Origin of the sequence: Bacillus sp. MM09(2025) (genome assembly GCF_050496725.1) — a bacterium.
Taxonomy (GTDB): domain Bacteria; phylum Bacillota; class Bacilli; order Bacillales; family Bacillaceae; genus Bacillus; species Bacillus pumilus.
Genome location: NZ_JBNWEN010000004.1, coordinates 1,438,269 through 1,455,244 on the forward strand (window position 1 = coordinate 1,438,269; position 16,976 = coordinate 1,455,244).

Sequence of the window (16,976 nt, forward strand, 5' to 3'; positions counted from 1 at the left end):
ATTAATGATGCTTTTGTTTTCTATTGATTATGATAGGAAACTTAAACATATATCAATGTCAGGTGAGGGTGGATTGACAGATGAAAAATAAAGGAGGTGAAGGTATGTTAAAAAGAATCGTTCAGGCGTTTTTTATCATTTTTGGTGCAGTTGTAGGGATTTTTATCATTCCAGAGTTATTTCTGCTGTTAAATGTAAAGGACATACCTTTCATAACAAATGCTTACTCTTCAGCACTAATAGGAGCCGCTGTGTTCTTTATCATCGGCAAATGGTGCACAGGTTATGTGGTGAATTGGGTGAAATGGATCGAGGATTCTCTCTTAAAGGCGCCTCTTCCTGATCTTATTTCTGGAAGTTTCGGATTAGTATTTGGACTTATTCTAGCATATCTTATTGTAAACGTGATCCCGCTAAACAATATCCCATATCATATTTTTGGTACCATTATTCCGATTTTCCTGGCTTTCTTTTTAGGATACCTTGGATTTCAGGTAGGCTTTAAGAAGAAGGATGAAATGATGGGGCTGTTCTCCCGATCTGCAAAGGTCACCAAGAAAAAAGGAGCAGCTGATGATGAACCTGAAATAGAAGATAAAAAGCTGAAAATTTTAGACACAAGTGTTATCATTGATGGAAGAATCGCAGATATTTGTCAAACTGGATTCTTAGAAGGCATCATGGTCATTCCTCAATTTGTGCTCGAGGAATTACAGCATATTGCAGACTCTTCTGATGTATTAAAGAGAAATAGAGGCCGAAGAGGTCTTGATATTTTAAATCGTATTCAAAAAGAATTAGATATCAAAGTTGAAATTTACGAAGGTGACTTTGAAGACATTCAAGAGGTTGATAGCAAGCTTGTGAAGCTCGCTAAATTAACTTCAGGTGTTGTTGTGACAAATGATTTTAATTTAAATAAAGTATGCGAACTTCAAAAAGTAGCAGTGTTAAACATCAATGATCTAGCCAATGCGGTGAAACCGGTTGTGCTGCCTGGGGAAGAAATGAAGGTACAGGTCATTAAAGATGGGAAAGAGCATAACCAAGGTGTTGCTTACTTAGATGACGGTACGATGATTGTGGTCGAAGAAGGACGCAATTACATTGGAAAAGACATCGATGTGCTCGTCACAAGTGTGCTGCAGACTGCTGCTGGAAGAATGATTTTTGCGAAGCCAAAACTTCTGGAGAAGGCGCTCTAAAGGGAGAACGAACATGTATTATGAAGTAGTTATTCCGGCTGCGGGGCAGGGGAAACGAATGAAGGCCGGCCGCAATAAGCTTTTTATTGAGCTGAAAAGAATGCCGGTCATTATTCATACACTAAAGGTGTTTGACGCTCATGCTCAATGCAAACGCATGATCCTAGCGATCAATGAAGAGGAGCGTCAAGACTTTGAAAGGCTACTCAAGGTACACGCTTTTCAAACGCCTGTTTCACTTGTTACCGGCGGCGAAGAACGTCAGCAAAGTGTATACGAAGGATTAAAGGCTGTGAAAGATGCAGACATCGTGCTTGTTCATGATGGGGCAAGGCCTTTTATTAAGCATACACAGATTGACTTGCTCGTTAAAGCAGCGATTGAAAAAGGCTCCGCAGTTGTAGCGGTACCAGTGAAAGACACAATCAAACGCGTTCAAGAAGGCAAAGTGGAACAAACCATTGAACGTCAGAGCTTGTGGGCAGTCCAGACCCCACAAGCTTTTCGTCATTCTATTTTAAAAGAGGCGCATGAATATGCAGAGCGGACCGGTTTCCTTGGAACAGACGACGCCAGTCTTGTGGAACAATTACATGGTGAAAACGTTTATATTGTCCAAGGAGATTACACCAATATTAAGTTGACGACACCGGATGATTTATTGGTTGCCAAGGCAATTATGGATGCGGAAAGAGGGTACTAGATCATGTTGAGAATAGGACAAGGCTTTGATGTACATCAATTAACTGAGGGAAGACCTTTGATTATCGGCGGGGTTACCATCCCTTATGAAAAGGGGCTACTTGGGCATTCAGACGCTGATGTACTGCTTCACACAGTGGCAGATGCCTGCCTAGGTGCGATTGCTGAAGGAGATATCGGCAGACATTTCCCAGACACAGATCCTGAGTTTAAGGATGCGGATTCTTTTAAATTACTGCAGCATGTGTGGGCACTAGTAAAGGAAAAAGGCTACACACTTGTGAATATTGATTGCACCATTATGGCGCAAAAGCCCAAAATGGCACCTTACATTCAACCGATGTGTGAGAAGATTGCAGAAGCGCTTGAGGCAGAGGTCACACAGGTGAATGTGAAAGCAACAACGACGGAGAAACTCGGATTTACAGGAAGAGGCGAAGGAATTGCCTCTCAAGCAACGGTGCTTCTTCAGAAAAAGTAAAACTCATTTTGATGAGAATGTGATTTGATGATAAAATACGTTTATAAAAAATTGGTGTCAGACAACATGATGCAGATGAAAGGAAGTTAAACTCATGGGAAATGAAGTGCGTGTTCGTTATGCACCGAGTCCAACTGGTCATTTACATATTGGGAATGCTAGAACGGCTCTTTTCAACTATTTGTTCGCACGCAGTCAAGGCGGCAAATTTATTATTCGAATCGAAGATACGGACCAAAAGCGTAATGTAGAGGGCGGAGAAGAAAGCCAGCTGCGCCACCTGCAATGGCTCGGTATTGATTGGGATGAGAGTATTGATAAAGATGGCGGCTACGGTCCTTACAGACAATCAGAGCGTAATGATATTTATAAAAAGTATTATGATGAGCTACTAGAGAAGGACTTGGCGTATAAGTGCTATTGTACGGCTGAAGAGCTAGAGGAAGAGCGTGAAGCACAAATCGCCCGCAGTGAAATGCCTCGATATTCTGGTAAATGCAGTCAATTATCAAAAGAAGAAGAGGACAAGCTAATTGCTGAAGGAAGAGAGCCAAGCATCCGCTTCCGAGTGCCAAAAGGAGAAATCATCAAATTTGACGACATGGTCAAAGGCGATATTTCATTTGAGACAGACGGCATCGGTGACTTTGTCATTGTGAAGAAAGATGGTACGCCGACTTATAACTTCGCTGTAGCAGTAGATGATCATTTGATGAAAATGACTCACATTCTCCGCGGAGAGGATCACATTTCGAATACGCCTAAACAAATCATGATCTTCAATGCATTCGGCTGGGATGTTCCGCTATTCGGACATATGACGCTGATTGTGAACGAGAACCGCAAGAAATTAAGCAAGCGTGATGAATCCATTATTCAATTCATCGAGCAATATAAAAACTTAGGCTATTTACCAGAAGCCCTGTTCAACTTCATTGCACTACTTGGATGGTCTCCAGTGGGCGAAGAAGAACTGTTTACAAATGAGCAATTCATCGACATTTTCGATGTAAATCGACTTTCTAAGTCACCAGCTCTATTCGATATGCATAAACTAAAATGGGTAAATAACCAATACGTGAAAGCACTTGATCTTGATCAGGTTGTTGCGTTAACACTTCCACATCTTCAAAAGGCAGGCAAAGTAAGTGAGCAGCTGTCAGATGAAGAAAACACGTGGGTGCGCAAGCTGATTGCTCTGTATCACGAACAATTGAGCTATGGAGCAGAAATTGTTGAGTTAACAGAGTTGTTCTTTAAGGAGCAAATTGAGTATAATCAAGAGGCGAAGGAAGTTCTAGCAGAGGAGCAAGTACCAGAAGTCATGGCATCTTTTGCTGGTCAGCTTGAACGACTTGAATCTTTCACACCTGATGAAATCAAGGCTGCTATTAAAGCGGTACAAAAAGAAACAGGGCATAAAGGCAAGAAACTCTTCATGCCAATTCGTGTGGCTGTCACAGGACAAACGCATGGCCCAGAACTTCCGCAAAGTATTGAACTACTAGGAAAAGAAACGGTATTAAACCGCATTAAACAAATATAAGGAAATCGTTGCGAGGGAGAAGTACAATGTTTTCGTCCATCACAGAAAGAGTCTTCACCGGCTGAAAGAGACTTATGGGCAGACGTTGGAAATGCACCCTCAAGACCCTTGAGGAACACGAGTACGTTAGTATGCAAGGGCGGTACCCTCCGTTATGGGATTAAGTTGAGAAGGCTGCGAAATGAGGGCTTTCTAAACAGAGTGGAACCGCGTTTTCAAAACGTCTCTGTCATATGGCAGAGGCGTTTTTTATTTGTCCAAAAAAGAGAGCAAGTCCGAAGAGAGATTGATGGGGAAGAACGGGGGGAAGCATGTGTTTTTCAAAATGCTGAAAGAAGACATTGATACTGTGTTTGATCAAGATCCTGCTGCTAGAAGCTATATTGAAGTAGTGCTAACCTATTCAGGGCTTCATGCGATTTGGGCTCATCGTATCGCGCATGCATTTTATAAGCGGAAGCTGTACTTTCTTGCTCGGATCATTTCTCAGGTCAGCCGGTTTTTCACAGGGGTGGAAATTCACCCTGCGGCAACCATTGGCAGGCGCTTCTTCATTGACCACGGTATGGGAGTGGTGATTGGGGAAACATGTGAAATTGGAGACAACGTCACTGTTTTCCAAGGCGTGACATTAGGGGGAACAGGGAAAGAAAAGGGAAAGCGGCACCCGACCATTTTAGACGATGCGCTCATTGCGACAGGTGCAAAAGTGCTCGGTTCCATTACTGTCGGAAAAGGAGCCAAGATTGGAGCGGGGTCGGTCGTGTTAAAGGACGTACCGGACCATTCCACCGTTGTCGGTATACCTGGGCGAGTCGTCGTTCAAAATGGTAAGAAAATTAATCGTGATCTCAATCATCAAGATTTGCCAGATCCAATTTCCGATCGTTTCAAAGAATTGGAACGAGAAATGGAAAAGCTAAAAGGTGAGCTGGCTTCATTGAGCAGAAAGGAAGAACAATCATGACAATCAATATTTATAATACATTGACACGTAAGAAAGAAGAATTCGTCCCGCTTGAACCAGGAAAGGTCAAGATGTATGTGTGCGGACCAACCGTTTATAACTATATTCATATCGGGAATGCAAGACCTGCTATTGTTTATGACACTGTACGTAAGTATTTAGAATACAGTGGCTATGATGTGAACTTTGTCTCAAACTTTACAGATGTGGATGATAAACTCATCAAAGCAGCCAATGAACTCGGAGAAGATGTCCCGACGATTGCTGACCGTTTTATCCAAGCCTACTTTGAAGACGTCAGTGCACTAGGCTGCAAAAAAGCTGACCTTCACCCGCGAGTGACGGAAAATATGGATGATATCATTGCATTTATTGCGACATTGATTGAAAAGGGCTACGCCTATGAAGCAGCTGGTGACGTGTATTACAGCACACGCTCATTTGAAGGCTACGGAAAGCTCTCTCACCAGTCGATTGATGAACTAAAGACAGGTGCCCGTATTCGTGTAGGTGAGAAGAAACGAGATGCGCTGGACTTTGCTTTATGGAAGGCCGCAAAGGACCAAGAAATCTCATGGGATAGCCCGTGGGGCGAAGGACGCCCAGGCTGGCATATCGAATGCTCAGCCATGGTTAAAAAATATTTAGGTGATACGATCGATATTCATGCAGGCGGACAGGATTTAACCTTCCCTCACCATGAAAATGAAATCGCTCAATCTGAGGCTTTGACAGGCAAACCTTTTGCAAAGTATTGGATGCATAACGGATATATTAATATTGAGAATGAAAAAATGTCAAAATCACTAGGCAACTTTGTGCTCGTGCATGACATTGTGAAAGAACAAGATCCTGACGTACTTCGATTCTTTATGTTGTCGGTTCACTACCGTCATCCAATTAACTACTCAATGGACTTACTAGAGAGTACAAAGAGTGCGTTTAACCGACTCAAAACGTCGTATGCTAATTTACATCATCGCCTTGAAAGCAGCACGAATATCACAGAAGATAATGCTGAATGGCTGGCGAAGGTTGAAGAGCAGCGAGCGACGTTTATTTCTGAAATGAATGATGACTTCAATACGGCAAATGCGATCTCTGTTTTATTCGAACTTGCGAAACAGGCGAATTATTATATGGAAAATGATCATACTTCGGAGGAAGTGATCAAGGCATTTATCGGCTTGTTCCAAGAAATCACCTCTGTCCTTGGCTTCTCATTAGAAGAAAGGCATACGCTTGACGAAGAAGTAGAAGCGTTAATTGAAAAACGCAATGAGGCTAGAAGAAATCGTGATTTTGCGCTATCTGATCAAATTCGTGACCAGTTAAAGAGCATGAATATTGTATTGGAGGATACTCCTCAAGGTACTCGCTGGAAAAGAGGAGAATAGGTCATGTTTAATTTTGAAAAGCTGAAAGACGGTAAACAATTGAACGGACTTGCGCTTGCTTATATGGGTGATGCCATTTTTGAAGTCTACGTGAGGCATCACCTCCTCCAAACGGGGGCGACAAAACCAAATGAGCTGCACAAACGAGCAAGCAAAATTGTTTCAGCTAAATCTCAGGCAGCTATTTTATTTACGCTTCAGCAGCAAGGCTTTTTCACTGAAGCAGAAGAAGCGGTGTTGAAAAGAGGAAGAAATGCAAAATCAGGCACAGTGCCTAAAAACACAGACGTTCAAACGTATCGTTATAGTACGGCGTTTGAAGCGCTCATGGGTTATTTATTTATTGAAAAGCAGGACGAACGCTTAGAAGAGCTGATTAGTCAGGCGATTGAAATCGGAACGTCAGGGAGGAAGACAAATGAGTCAGCAACATGATTATGTGATTGGGAAAAATGCAGTGATTGAAACACTGAAGTCAGATCGGGAGTTATACAAGCTCTGGATGGCAGAAAACACTGTAAAAGGACAAGCCCAGCAGGTCATTGAACTCGCAAAAAAACAAAATATCACCATTCAGTTTGTTCCGAGGAAAAAGCTTGATCAAATGGTAACAGGTCAGCACCAGGGAATCGTTGCACAAGTAGCAGCATATGAATATGCAGAATTAGACGATTTATATCAAATCGCTGAACAGCGGAATGAACAGCCGTTCTTTCTGATCTTAGATGAAATTGAAGACCCTCATAATTTAGGTTCTATTATGCGTACAGCAGATGCTGTAGGTGCACACGGGATTGTCATTCCGAAAAGGAGAGCGGTCGGCTTAACGACAACCGTTGCCAAAGCATCCACTGGAGCAATTGAACATATTCCTGTTGCCAAAGTTACCAATCTTTCAAGAGCTCTTGATGAGATGAAAGAAAGAGGAATCTGGGTCGCGGGAACAGATGCGTCTGCCAAACAGGATTACAGACAATTTGATGGCACGATGCCGCTTGCTCTCGTGATTGGCAGTGAAGGGAAAGGGATTGGCCGATTGATCAAAGAAAAGTGTGATTTTCTGATTAAGCTGCCTATGGCCGGAAAGGTCACTTCGTTAAACGCGTCAGTTGCTGCTAGTCTATTGATGTATGAAGTGTATCGAAAACGTTATCCGTTAGGAGAATAGAGATGGACATCCTCTTAGTCGATGGATACAACATGATAGGTGCATGGCCGCGGCTGCAGCACCTAAAGGAAAACAGCTTTGAAGAAGCCAGAGACATACTGATTCAAAATTTAGCAGAATATCAAGCATACACAGGGTATCGAGTCATTGTCGTATTCGATGCCCATATGGTCAAAGGAATCGAAAAAAAGCGGATCAATCACCGGGTAGAGGTCATCTTTACGAGAGAGAATGAAACAGCTGATGAGCGGATTGAAAAGCTTGCCCAGGATTTGAATAATATTCGGACGCAGATTCATGTGGCGACCTCAGACTTTACAGAACAATGGGCAATCTTTGGACAAGGAGCTCTTCGGAAGTCGGCTCGAGAGCTTTTAAGAGAGATTGAAGTGATCGAACGAAAGATTGAAACGAGAGTCAAAAAGATTACTTCTGATAAACCAGCATCCAAGATTGAATTGTCAGAAGATGTATTGAAAACGTTTGAAAAATGGCGGCGTGGGAATCTAGAATAGCTTGACGATATTTCAACCATTAATGTATAATATTTCTATCTAGGTGCGGTCGGGGGGATCGAAGTGAATCTAAACAACAGCAAGGATAAATCCATCAGAGAGCAATTTTGCCAGTTGGAAGATGAACAAGTCATTGAAAGGGTTCATGTCGGAGATAGTGATGCGCTAGATTACTTAATAACGAAATACCGCAATTTTGTACGTGCAAAAGCAAGATCTTATTTCTTGATTGGAGCGGATCGAGAGGATATTGTCCAAGAAGGGATGATCGGACTTTATAAGTCTATCCGCGATTTCAGAGAGGACAAGCTTACTTCATTTAAGGCTTTTGCAGAATTATGTATTACCCGCCAAATTATCACCGCAATTAAAACAGCTACTCGCCAAAAACATATCCCGTTAAATTCCTATGTATCATTAGATAAGCCAATATATGATGAAGAATCAGACAGAACATTGTTGGACGTCATTTCCGGTGCTAAAGCGCTTAACCCAGAAGATTTAATCATTAGCAAAGAAGAATTTGATGATATCGAAATGAAGATGGGTGAACTACTAAGCGAGCTGGAAAGAAAGGTTCTTGTGCTTTACCTTGATGGCAGATCCTATCAAGAGATTTCTGAAGATTTAAACCGTCATGTGAAATCAATTGATAACGCACTCCAAAGAGTAAAGAGAAAATTAGAGAAATATTTAGAGCTTCGCGAGATTAGTCTCTAATCAAACCTATATTGACAGCTTTTTCGACACTGTGATAAGGTACTAAGGAAATGATGTCGAGAAAATAGGTGTAAATATGAGGAAAAAGATTACTCTAGCCTGTAAAGACTGCGGAAGCCGCAATTATACGACAATGAAAAGTGATGCTTCAGCAGCTGAAAGATTAGAAGTTAAGAAATATTGCAAGACTTGTAATTCACATAAAACACATTTAGAAACGAAGTAAGATTTGCGTTCTTTAATCTGTGGAGGTCTTTTACAATGCGTATTATCAGTTTCTTAAAAAGTGTCGGAAAAGAAATGAAGAAGGTCAGCTGGCCAAAGAAAAACGAAATGATTCGTTACACAATCACTGTTATTTTAACAGTCGTATTCTTTGCAATCTTTTTCTCTTTTCTTGATATAGGAATCTCACAATTAATCGAATTAATTCATTAATACTTGAATAATGGTCTGCTGAACGTGCTATAATAGATCATAATATGACTTGCCAAAAAACCCGTTTTACGGGTTTTTTCAATTGCTTGAAAATATTTACCGGTACTCGAGATTCGTCAAATAGACATTACGAAATGTGGGGAGGGAAGGACTGAATAGTCCTGAACGAAATGGAAAAGAATTGGTATGTTGTGCATACGTACTCTGGCTATGAAAACAAAGTAAAAGCGAACCTGGAAAAGCGTGTCGAATCAATGGGCATGCAAGATAAGATCTTCCGCGTTGTCGTACCAGAAGAAGAAGAAACAGATATTAAAAATGGTAAGAAAAAAGTTGTCAAAAAGAAAGTATTCCCTGGCTATGTCCTAGTGGAAATCGTGATGACTGACGACTCTTGGTATGTTGTTCGTAATACACCAGGTGTCACAGGATTCGTTGGATCAGCTGGATCAGGCTCGAAGCCGACAGCGCTGCTGCCAGGCGAAGCTGAAACCATTCTGAAGAGAATGGGCCTTGAAGAACGCAAAACAGAAATCGACTTTGAATTGAAAGAAACAGTCAAGGTCATCGACGGACCATTTGCTAACTTCACAGGCTCTATCGAAGAGATTGATTACGATAAAAGCAAAGTCAAAGTATTCGTTAATATGTTTGGTAGAGAAACACCCGTGGAACTTGAGTTCACGCAGATCGATAAATTGTAATTCAAAAGAGCTTGAAATGAGTGTATAGAAGTGGTAATATAGCAAAGGTACGTCTTGAGTTCGCTCAAGATCGCTAGCTAGTTATTTCGTCATTCATATAAAGAATGAAGTTGTTGAGTGGGAGGGGGATTCCCCTATTACCACATCACGGACTTTAAGGAGGTGTGTCTCGTGGCTAAAAAAGTAGTTAAAGTTGTTAAATTGCAAATTCCTGCTGGAAAAGCTAACCCAGCTCCACCAGTTGGACCTGCACTAGGTCAAGCCGGTGTTAATATCATGGGATTCTGTAAGGAGTTTAATGCTCGTACAGCTGACCAAGCTGGTCTTATCATTCCTGTTGAAATTTCGGTTTTTGAAGACCGTTCATTTACATTTATTACTAAAACTCCACCTGCTGCAGTTTTACTTAAAAAAGCAGCTGGTATTGAGTCTGGTTCTGGTGAACCTAACCGTAATAAAGTGGCAACTGTTAAGCGTGATAAAGTACGCGAAATCGCGGAAACAAAAATGCCTGACTTAAACGCTGCTAGCGTTGAATCAGCTATGCGCATGGTTGAAGGTACTGCACGCAGTATGGGTATTGTCATCGAAGATTAATTTATTGTCTTGTTGGGTTGCGAGTTTGGTTTTGACAAGTTCGCAACCCTTATTCGTGGGAGGTTATTCCGCTAAAACCACATAAGGAGGATTTTTATAATGGCTAAAAAAGGTAAAAAGTATGTAGAAGCTGCTAAGTTGATCGAACGTACTAAAGCGTATGATGTAGCTGAAGCTGTTTCTCTTACAAAAAAAGCAAATACAGCGAAATTTGATGCGACTGTAGAAGTTGCTTTTCGTTTGGGCGTAGACCCTCGTAAAAACGATCAACAAATCCGCGGTGCAGTTGTACTTCCTAACGGAACTGGTAAAACTCAACGCGTTCTTGTGTTCGCTAAAGGCGAAAAAGCAAAAGAAGCAGAAGCTGCTGGAGCAGACTACGTTGGAGATTCTGATTATATCACTAAAATCCAACAAGGCTGGTTTGAATTCGATGTAATCGTTGCGACACCTGACATGATGGGTGAAGTTGGTAAGATCGGTCGTGTACTTGGACCAAAAGGTCTTATGCCAAACCCTAAAACAGGAACTGTTACATTCGAAGTAGAAAAAGCAATCAATGAAATCAAAGCTGGTAAAGTAGAATACCGCGTTGATAAAGCTGGTAACATCCACGCGCCAATCGGAAAGGTTTCTTTCGAGGACGAAAAGCTTGTTGAGAACTTTGCAACAATCTATGACACAATCCTTAAAGCAAAACCTGCAGCGGCTAAAGGTGTATACGTGAAAAACGTTTCTGTTACATCTACTATGGGCCCTGGCGTGAAAGTGGATCCATCTTCTTTCTCTGCAAAATAAATCTTGACTTATCACAATCATTTTGATAATATCAAAATGTTGTAAAATAGAATATGTCCATTTATACCGTAGACAGCAGGGGCCTTATGGCTTAATTAACCCGCCGAGGTGTATATGTCACAGTCTTACGTTAACGTATGCTTGTATATACAGCCTCCATGTCTTAATGGAGGCTTTTTATATGGAGAACCGTTCGTTAGGAACGTGATGGCCTGATCGGTATAAGTGTTACACAAACAATGTACAGGAGGTGTAACCATGAGCAATGCAATCGATACAAAAAAAGTTGTCGTTGATGAAATTACTTCTAAATTTAAAGATAGTATGTCTACTGTCATTGTAGATTACCGCGGTCTTTCAGTTTCTGAAGTGACTGAACTTCGTAAACAGCTTCGTGACGCTGGCGTAGAATTCAAAGTTTACAAAAATACTTTGACTCGCCGTGCAGTTGAACAAGTTGAACTAACGGGTTTAAACGATTTCTTAACAGGTCCAAACGCTATCGCATTCAGTAACGAAGATGTTATCGCACCTGCGAAAATCATCAACGAATTTGCGAAAAGCCACGAAGCTTTAGAAATCAAAGCTGGTGTCATCGAAGGAAACGTAGCGACTGTAGAAGAAGTGAAGGCTCTTGCGGAACTTCCGTCTCGCGAAGGCTTACTATCTATGTTGCTTAGCGTTCTTCAAGCTCCAGTTCGTAACCTTGCTCTTGCTACTAAAGCAGTTGCAGATCAAAAAGAAGAACAAGGCGCTTAATGCGTACTTGACGTAAAAAACTTAAAATGGAGGAATTACAAATGGCTTTAAATATCGAAGAAATCATTGCTTCAGTTAAAGAAGCAACTGTACTTGAGTTAAACGACTTAGTAAAAGCAATCGAAGAAGAATTTGGCGTAACTGCTGCTGCTCCTGTAGCTGTAGCTGCTGGTGGCGGTGCTGCTGCTGAAGAAAAAACTGATTTTGATCTAGTACTTGCTGGTGCTGGAGACCAAAAAATCAAAGTTATCAAAGTGGTTCGTGAAATCACTGGTCTTGGCTTGAAAGAAGCTAAAGAACTTGTTGACAACACTCCAAAACCACTTAAAGAAGGTATTGCTAAAGAAGAAGCTGAAGAACTTAAAGCTAAGCTTGAAGAAGTTGGCGCTTCTGTAGAAGTTAAGTAATCTTCGCCTAATCTTTTGGGAAAGCTCGCTTTTACTGGCGGGCTTTTTCTTTTCTATTCTCCTGAAACGATTGAATCCAGAGGAGGTCCAATTCACCATGAGTGACCACTATTATACGGAAAAGCCATCAGTGAAAAGCAATAAACAGACATGGGACTTCACCTTGAGAAACCGTACCTATACTTTTACAAGTGACAGTGGAGTGTTTTCTAAGAAAGAAGTCGACTTTGGTTCGAGGCTTTTAATTGAAGCTTTTGAAGAACCTGACGTGGATGGCGATGTCTTAGATGTCGGTTGCGGTTATGGACCGATTGGCTTATCGTTAGCAAACGAAATGACGAGCCGCACCATTCATATGATTGATGTGAACGAAAGAGCAGTCGAACTTTCAAAGGAAAACGCTAAACATAATCGCATTGATAATGTCCGCATCTATCAAAGTGATTTGTTCTCGAATGTTCATTCATCAGCTGCTTTTGCCTCTATACTGACCAATCCCCCAATACGGGCAGGAAAGAAAGTTGTACATGCGATCTTTGAAAAAAGTGCTGATCATTTATTGCCGAAAGGTGAGTTGTGGGTGGTTATTCAGAAAAAGCAGGGCGGACCATCTACGATTGAGAAATTAGAACAGCTCTTTGGAGAAGTCGAAGTTGTATTGAAAAAAAAGGGCTACTATATTATCAAAGCTAAAAAAGTTTGACGCAGTTTCCTAGCTGTGTTAACATTATAAAATGCCAATGTGTATATTTTGCTTGATAGGCTTAAAAAACAACTATTTTGTATAAATTATGCATACTTGGGAAAACTAATAAAATCGGTATTTGTTTTTGGATGTGGTTTTCTTATTTTAGAAACCCTTTTTTCTTTTGTCTTGTAAAAGTATTTCTTTACTGACATTTGAAAGGCTGAAATACTTTTTACACATATAATACGCATGATTTGAGGGGTGAATCAGTTGACAGGTCAACTAGTTCAGTATGGACGACACCGCCAGCGCAGAAGCTACGCACGCATAAGCGAAGTGTTAGAATTACCAAATCTCATTGAAATTCAAACCTCTTCTTATCAGTGGTTTCTTGATGAGGGTCTTAGAGAGATGTTTCAAGATATATCCCCAATTGAGGATTTTACTGGTAACCTTTCTCTTGAATTCATTGATTACAGCCTAGGGGATCCTAAGTATCCTGTAGCAGAATCAAAAGAACGTGATGTAACTTACTCTGCTCCACTAAGAGTAAAAGTTCGTTTAATTAACAAAGAAACTGGAGAAGTAAAAGACCAAGATGTGTTCATGGGTGATTTCCCAATCATGACAGACACAGGTACTTTTATCATTAACGGTGCGGAACGTGTAATCGTTTCTCAGTTAGTACGTTCTCCAAGTGTATATTTCAGTGGTAAAGTAGACAAAAACGGTAAAAAAGGTTTTACTGCGACTGTCATTCCAAACCGTGGCGCATGGTTAGAATACGAAACTGATGCGAAGGATGTAGTCTATGTACGCATCGATCGCACACGTAAGTTGCCGGTTACGGTTCTTTTGCGTGCTCTCGGCTTCAGCTCTGATCAAGAGATTCTTGACCTCATTGGCGAGAATGAATACTTACGCAACACGCTGGAAAAAGACAATACAGAGAATGCGGATAAAGCACTTCTCGAAATCTACGAGCGCCTCCGTCCTGGAGAGCCGCCAACTGTTGAAAATGCGAAAAGCCTGTTAGACTCTCGCTTCTTCGATCCGAAGAGATATGACCTGGCAAATGTTGGACGCTACAAGATTAATAAAAAGCTTCATATTAAAAATAGACTGTTCAATCAAAAATTGGCTGAGACGTTAGTTGACCCTGAAACAGGTGAAATTCTAGCAGAAAAAGGTCAAATTTTAGACAGAAGAGTTCTTGATAAAGTTCTTCCATACTTAGAAAACGGCATCGGATTTAGAAAGCTATATCCAAATGGTGGCGTAGTAGAAGATGAAGTAGAACTTCAATCTATTAAGATTTATGCACCGTCTGATCAAGAAGGCGAGCAAGTGATCAACGTGATCGGGAATGCATACGTAGAGGAAGCTGTGAAAAACATCACGCCTTCTGACATCATTGCATCGATCAGTTACTTCTTCAACCTTCTTCATGGTGTAGGTGACACAGATGATATCGATCACCTTGGTAATCGTCGACTGCGTTCTGTAGGTGAGCTTCTGCAGAACCAATTCCGTATTGGTTTAAGCAGAATGGAGCGTGTTGTTCGTGAAAGAATGTCGATCCAAGACACAAACACGATCACACCTCAGCAACTAATCAATATTCGTCCTGTGATCGCTTCTATCAAAGAGTTCTTTGGTAGTTCTCAGCTTTCTCAGTTCATGGATCAAACGAACCCGCTTGCTGAATTGACGCACAAACGTCGTCTGTCAGCGCTTGGGCCTGGTGGTTTGACACGTGAGCGTGCAGGAATGGAAGTTCGTGACGTTCACTACTCTCACTATGGTCGTATGTGTCCGATTGAAACACCAGAGGGTCCAAACATTGGTTTGATCAACTCTCTATCTTCATTTGCAAAAGTGAATCGTTTCGGCTTTATTGAAACGCCTTACCGCAGGGTTGATCCTGAAACTGGTAAAGTGACACCGAGAATCGACTACTTAACTGCTGATGAAGAGGATAACTACGTAGTAGCACAAGCGAACGCTCTTCTAGCTGATGATGGTTCGTTTATCGATGATAATATCATTGCTCGTTTCAGAGGGGAAAACACCGTTGTTCCTCGAAACCGCGTTGACTACATGGACGTTTCGCCAAAGCAGGTTGTTTCTGCAGCGACAGCATGTATTCCATTCTTAGAAAACGATGACTCTAACCGTGCTCTAATGGGAGCGAACATGCAACGTCAGGCTGTACCTTTGATGCAGCCGGAATCACCGATTGTTGGTACAGGTATGGAGTATGTATCAGGTAAAGACTCTGGTGCTGCTGTCATCTGCCGCTACCCAGGTGTTGTAGAACGTGTTGAAGCAAAAAATATTTGGGTTCGCCGCTATGAAGATGTCGACGGACAACAAGTCAAAGGAAACCTAGACAAATACAGCTTGCTGAAATTTGTCCGCTCTAACCAAGGGACTTGCTACAACCAGCGTCCAATCGTAAGTGTTGGAGATGAAGTCGTAAAAGGAGAAATCCTTGCAGACGGTCCTTCAATGGAAAAAGGTGAATTGGCTCTAGGACGTAACGTCATGGTCGGCTTCATGACTTGGGACGGTTATAACTACGAGGATGCGATCATCATGAGTGAGCGCCTTGTAAAAGATGACGTCTACACGTCGATTCATATTGAAGAATATGAATCAGAAGCTCGTGATACAAAGCTTGGACCGGAAGAAATCACTCGTGATATTCCAAACGTTGGGGAAGATGCTTTACGCAACCTTGACGAGCGTGGAATCATCCGTATCGGTGCAGAAGTAAAAGACGGAGACCTTCTTGTAGGGAAAGTAACGCCTAAAGGTGTAACAGAACTAACAGCTGAAGAACGTCTATTACATGCAATCTTCGGTGAAAAGGCTCGTGAAGTACGTGATACGTCTCTACGTGTTCCACACGGCGGCGGCGGAATTATCCACGACGTCAAAGTCTTTAACCGTGAAGATGGAGATGAATTACCTCCGGGTGTTAACCAGTTAGTCCGCGTATACATCGTTCAGAAGCGTAAAATTTCTGAAGGTGACAAAATGGCCGGACGACATGGTAACAAAGGGGTTATCTCTAAAATCCTTCCAGAAGAAGATATGCCGTATCTTCCAGATGGAACACCGATTGATATCATGTTAAACCCTCTAGGGGTACCATCTCGTATGAACATCGGTCAGGTACTTGAGCTTCATATGGGTATGGCTGCACGTTACCTTGGCATCCACATTGCGTCACCAGTATTTGATGGTGCGCGTGAGGAAGATGTTTGGGAAACGCTTGAAGAAGCAGGTATGTCTCGTGATGCGAAAACAGTCCTTTATGACGGTCGAACTGGCGAACCATTCGATAACCGTGTATCAGTCGGAATCATGTACATGATCAAACTGGCTCACATGGTTGACGATAAACTTCACGCACGTTCAACTGGTCCATACTCACTTGTTACGCAGCAGCCACTTGGCGGTAAAGCACAGTTTGGTGGTCAGCGTTTCGGAGAGATGGAAGTATGGGCACTTGAAGCTTACGGTGCAGCATACACACTTCAAGAGATCTTAACAGTTAAATCGGATGACGTTGTGGGTCGTGTGAAAACATACGAAGCCATCGTCAAAGGGGATAACGTCCCTGAACCAGGTGTCCCTGAATCATTCAAAGTGTTAATCAAAGAACTTCAAAGTTTAGGTATGGATGTCAAAATCCTATCTGGCGATGAAGAAGAGATAGAAATGAGAGATTTAGAAGACGATGAGGAAACGAAGAAAGCAGACGGATTAGCGTTATCTAATGACGAAGATGCTGCAGACCTCGCACCTGTCGATCTTGAACGTGACGCAGTCACAAAAGAATAGCAGAAACGATTAGAGCAAGTGACTAGGGTATA

At 41.8% G+C, this 16,976-nt stretch carries 19 protein-coding genes and 2 other annotated features; all 19 genes read left to right on the forward strand.

Annotated features, from left to right (window positions below):
- The first annotated feature begins 104 nt into the window (after positions 1 to 104).
- The gene (locus tag ACQYAC_RS13685; RefSeq protein WP_058015822.1) at positions 105 to 1,205 is read left to right on the forward strand and encodes a PIN/TRAM domain-containing protein; all 1,101 of its coding nucleotides are present in this window, start codon (positions 105 to 107) and stop codon (positions 1,203 to 1,205) included.
- A 13-nt stretch (positions 1,206 to 1,218) separates the two neighbouring features.
- Positions 1,219 to 1,908 (forward strand): 2-C-methyl-D-erythritol 4-phosphate cytidylyltransferase, encoded by a 690-nt coding sequence (gene ispD, locus ACQYAC_RS13690; protein WP_003217158.1) that lies wholly within the window; start codon positions 1,219 to 1,221, stop codon positions 1,906 to 1,908.
- Between the two features lie 3 nt (positions 1,909 to 1,911).
- Entirely contained in the window at positions 1,912 to 2,388 is a 477-nt protein-coding gene (gene ispF / locus ACQYAC_RS13695) for a 2-C-methyl-D-erythritol 2,4-cyclodiphosphate synthase (RefSeq protein ID WP_058015797.1), read from the forward strand.
- 94 nt (positions 2,389 to 2,482) lie between these two features.
- Entirely contained in the window at positions 2,483 to 3,934 is a 1,452-nt protein-coding gene (gene gltX, locus ACQYAC_RS13700) for a glutamate--tRNA ligase (RefSeq protein ID WP_429943470.1), read from the forward strand.
- Positions 3,934 to 4,165: a binding site (T-box leader), on the forward strand. Its footprint overlaps the gene before it by 1 nt.
- Positions 4,166 to 4,247: 82 nt before the next feature.
- Complete coding sequence (gene cysE / locus ACQYAC_RS13705; RefSeq protein ID WP_012008691.1) at positions 4,248 to 4,901, forward strand: serine O-acetyltransferase; 654 nt, start codon at positions 4,248 to 4,250, stop codon at positions 4,899 to 4,901.
- Entirely contained in the window at positions 4,898 to 6,298 is a 1,401-nt protein-coding gene (cysS, locus tag ACQYAC_RS13710) for a cysteine--tRNA ligase (protein ID WP_429943471.1), read from the forward strand. Before cysE ends, cysS begins: the two co-directional genes overlap by 4 nt.
- A gap of 3 nt (positions 6,299 to 6,301) precedes the next feature.
- Complete coding sequence (locus ACQYAC_RS13715; RefSeq protein ID WP_429943472.1) at positions 6,302 to 6,733, forward strand: Mini-ribonuclease 3; 432 nt, start codon at positions 6,302 to 6,304, stop codon at positions 6,731 to 6,733.
- Complete coding sequence (gene rlmB / locus ACQYAC_RS13720) at positions 6,717 to 7,466, forward strand: 23S rRNA (guanosine(2251)-2'-O)-methyltransferase RlmB (protein ID WP_429943473.1); 750 nt, start codon at positions 6,717 to 6,719, stop codon at positions 7,464 to 7,466. Before ACQYAC_RS13715 ends, rlmB begins: the two co-directional genes overlap by 17 nt.
- A 2-nt stretch (positions 7,467 to 7,468) precedes the next feature.
- Complete coding sequence (rae1, locus tag ACQYAC_RS13725) at positions 7,469 to 7,981, forward strand: ribosome-dependent mRNA decay endonuclease Rae1/YacP (RefSeq protein WP_003216949.1); 513 nt, start codon at positions 7,469 to 7,471, stop codon at positions 7,979 to 7,981.
- 63 nt (positions 7,982 to 8,044) lie between these two features.
- A complete protein-coding gene (gene sigH / locus ACQYAC_RS13730) occupies positions 8,045 to 8,701 on the forward strand; it encodes an RNA polymerase sporulation sigma factor SigH (protein ID WP_003217132.1) in 657 nt (218 codons plus the stop codon).
- Between the two features lie 76 nt (positions 8,702 to 8,777).
- Positions 8,778 to 8,927 (forward strand): 50S ribosomal protein L33, encoded by a 150-nt coding sequence (gene rpmG, locus ACQYAC_RS13735; RefSeq protein WP_012008694.1) that lies wholly within the window; start codon positions 8,778 to 8,780, stop codon positions 8,925 to 8,927.
- A 35-nt stretch (positions 8,928 to 8,962) separates the two neighbouring features.
- The gene (gene secE / locus ACQYAC_RS13740) at positions 8,963 to 9,139 is read left to right on the forward strand and encodes a preprotein translocase subunit SecE (protein ID WP_003216942.1); all 177 of its coding nucleotides are present in this window, start codon (positions 8,963 to 8,965) and stop codon (positions 9,137 to 9,139) included.
- Positions 9,140 to 9,309: 170 nt separating this feature from the next.
- Positions 9,310 to 9,843 (forward strand): transcription termination/antitermination protein NusG, encoded by a 534-nt coding sequence (gene nusG / locus ACQYAC_RS13745; RefSeq protein WP_003217197.1) that lies wholly within the window; start codon positions 9,310 to 9,312, stop codon positions 9,841 to 9,843.
- A gap of 171 nt (positions 9,844 to 10,014) precedes the next feature.
- Positions 10,015 to 10,440 (forward strand): 50S ribosomal protein L11, encoded by a 426-nt coding sequence (gene rplK / locus ACQYAC_RS13750; protein WP_003216956.1) that lies wholly within the window; start codon positions 10,015 to 10,017, stop codon positions 10,438 to 10,440.
- Between the two features lie 99 nt (positions 10,441 to 10,539).
- A complete protein-coding gene (gene rplA / locus ACQYAC_RS13755; RefSeq protein WP_007496292.1) occupies positions 10,540 to 11,238 on the forward strand; it encodes a 50S ribosomal protein L1 in 699 nt (232 codons plus the stop codon).
- A gap of 48 nt (positions 11,239 to 11,286) precedes the next feature.
- Positions 11,287 to 11,427 (forward strand) — a sequence feature (ribosomal protein L10 leader region).
- Between the two features lie 69 nt (positions 11,428 to 11,496).
- Positions 11,497 to 11,997: a 50S ribosomal protein L10 gene (rplJ, locus tag ACQYAC_RS13760; RefSeq protein ID WP_003217048.1), complete on the forward strand. Its 501-nt coding sequence runs from the start codon at positions 11,497 to 11,499 to the stop codon at positions 11,995 to 11,997.
- Positions 11,998 to 12,038: 41 nt separating this feature from the next.
- Positions 12,039 to 12,404 carry a 50S ribosomal protein L7/L12 gene (gene rplL / locus ACQYAC_RS13765; RefSeq protein WP_008345418.1) on the forward strand — a complete coding sequence of 122 codons (366 nt, stop codon included), beginning with the start codon at positions 12,039 to 12,041 and terminating at the stop codon, positions 12,402 to 12,404.
- A gap of 97 nt (positions 12,405 to 12,501) precedes the next feature.
- A complete protein-coding gene (locus tag ACQYAC_RS13770) occupies positions 12,502 to 13,107 on the forward strand; it encodes a class I SAM-dependent methyltransferase (protein ID WP_429943474.1) in 606 nt (201 codons plus the stop codon).
- Positions 13,108 to 13,362: 255 nt separating this feature from the next.
- Entirely contained in the window at positions 13,363 to 16,944 is a 3,582-nt protein-coding gene (gene rpoB / locus ACQYAC_RS13775; RefSeq protein WP_041815109.1) for a DNA-directed RNA polymerase subunit beta, read from the forward strand.
- The last annotated feature ends 32 nt before the right edge of the window (positions 16,945 to 16,976 follow it).

What these genes read in the sequence shown, in the direction of transcription:
- ACQYAC_RS13715 (WP_429943472.1), top strand. Translation starts at nt 6,302, where the DNA reads ATGTTTAATTTTGAAAAGCTGAAAGACGGTAAACAATTGAACGGACTT.
- rplJ (WP_003217048.1), top strand. Translation starts at nt 11,497, where the DNA reads ATGAGCAATGCAATCGATACAAAAAAAGTTGTCGTTGATGAAATTACT.
- rplA (WP_007496292.1), top strand. Translation starts at nt 10,540, where the DNA reads ATGGCTAAAAAAGGTAAAAAGTATGTAGAAGCTGCTAAGTTGATCGAA.
- gltX (WP_429943470.1), top strand. Translation starts at nt 2,483, where the DNA reads ATGGGAAATGAAGTGCGTGTTCGTTATGCACCGAGTCCAACTGGTCAT.
- ispF (WP_058015797.1), top strand. Translation starts at nt 1,912, where the DNA reads ATGTTGAGAATAGGACAAGGCTTTGATGTACATCAATTAACTGAGGGA.
- rpmG (WP_012008694.1), top strand. Translation starts at nt 8,778, where the DNA reads ATGAGGAAAAAGATTACTCTAGCCTGTAAAGACTGCGGAAGCCGCAAT.
- cysS (WP_429943471.1), top strand. Translation starts at nt 4,898, where the DNA reads ATGACAATCAATATTTATAATACATTGACACGTAAGAAAGAAGAATTC.
- nusG (WP_003217197.1), top strand. Translation starts at nt 9,310, where the DNA reads ATGGAAAAGAATTGGTATGTTGTGCATACGTACTCTGGCTATGAAAAC.
- rlmB (WP_429943473.1), top strand. Translation starts at nt 6,717, where the DNA reads ATGAGTCAGCAACATGATTATGTGATTGGGAAAAATGCAGTGATTGAA.
- ACQYAC_RS13770 (WP_429943474.1), top strand. Translation starts at nt 12,502, where the DNA reads ATGAGTGACCACTATTATACGGAAAAGCCATCAGTGAAAAGCAATAAA.
- ispD (WP_003217158.1), top strand. Translation starts at nt 1,219, where the DNA reads ATGTATTATGAAGTAGTTATTCCGGCTGCGGGGCAGGGGAAACGAATG.
- ACQYAC_RS13685 (WP_058015822.1), top strand. Translation starts at nt 105, where the DNA reads ATGTTAAAAAGAATCGTTCAGGCGTTTTTTATCATTTTTGGTGCAGTT.
- rae1 (WP_003216949.1), top strand. Translation starts at nt 7,469, where the DNA reads ATGGACATCCTCTTAGTCGATGGATACAACATGATAGGTGCATGGCCG.
- rplL (WP_008345418.1), top strand. Translation starts at nt 12,039, where the DNA reads ATGGCTTTAAATATCGAAGAAATCATTGCTTCAGTTAAAGAAGCAACT.
- secE (WP_003216942.1), top strand. Translation starts at nt 8,963, where the DNA reads ATGCGTATTATCAGTTTCTTAAAAAGTGTCGGAAAAGAAATGAAGAAG.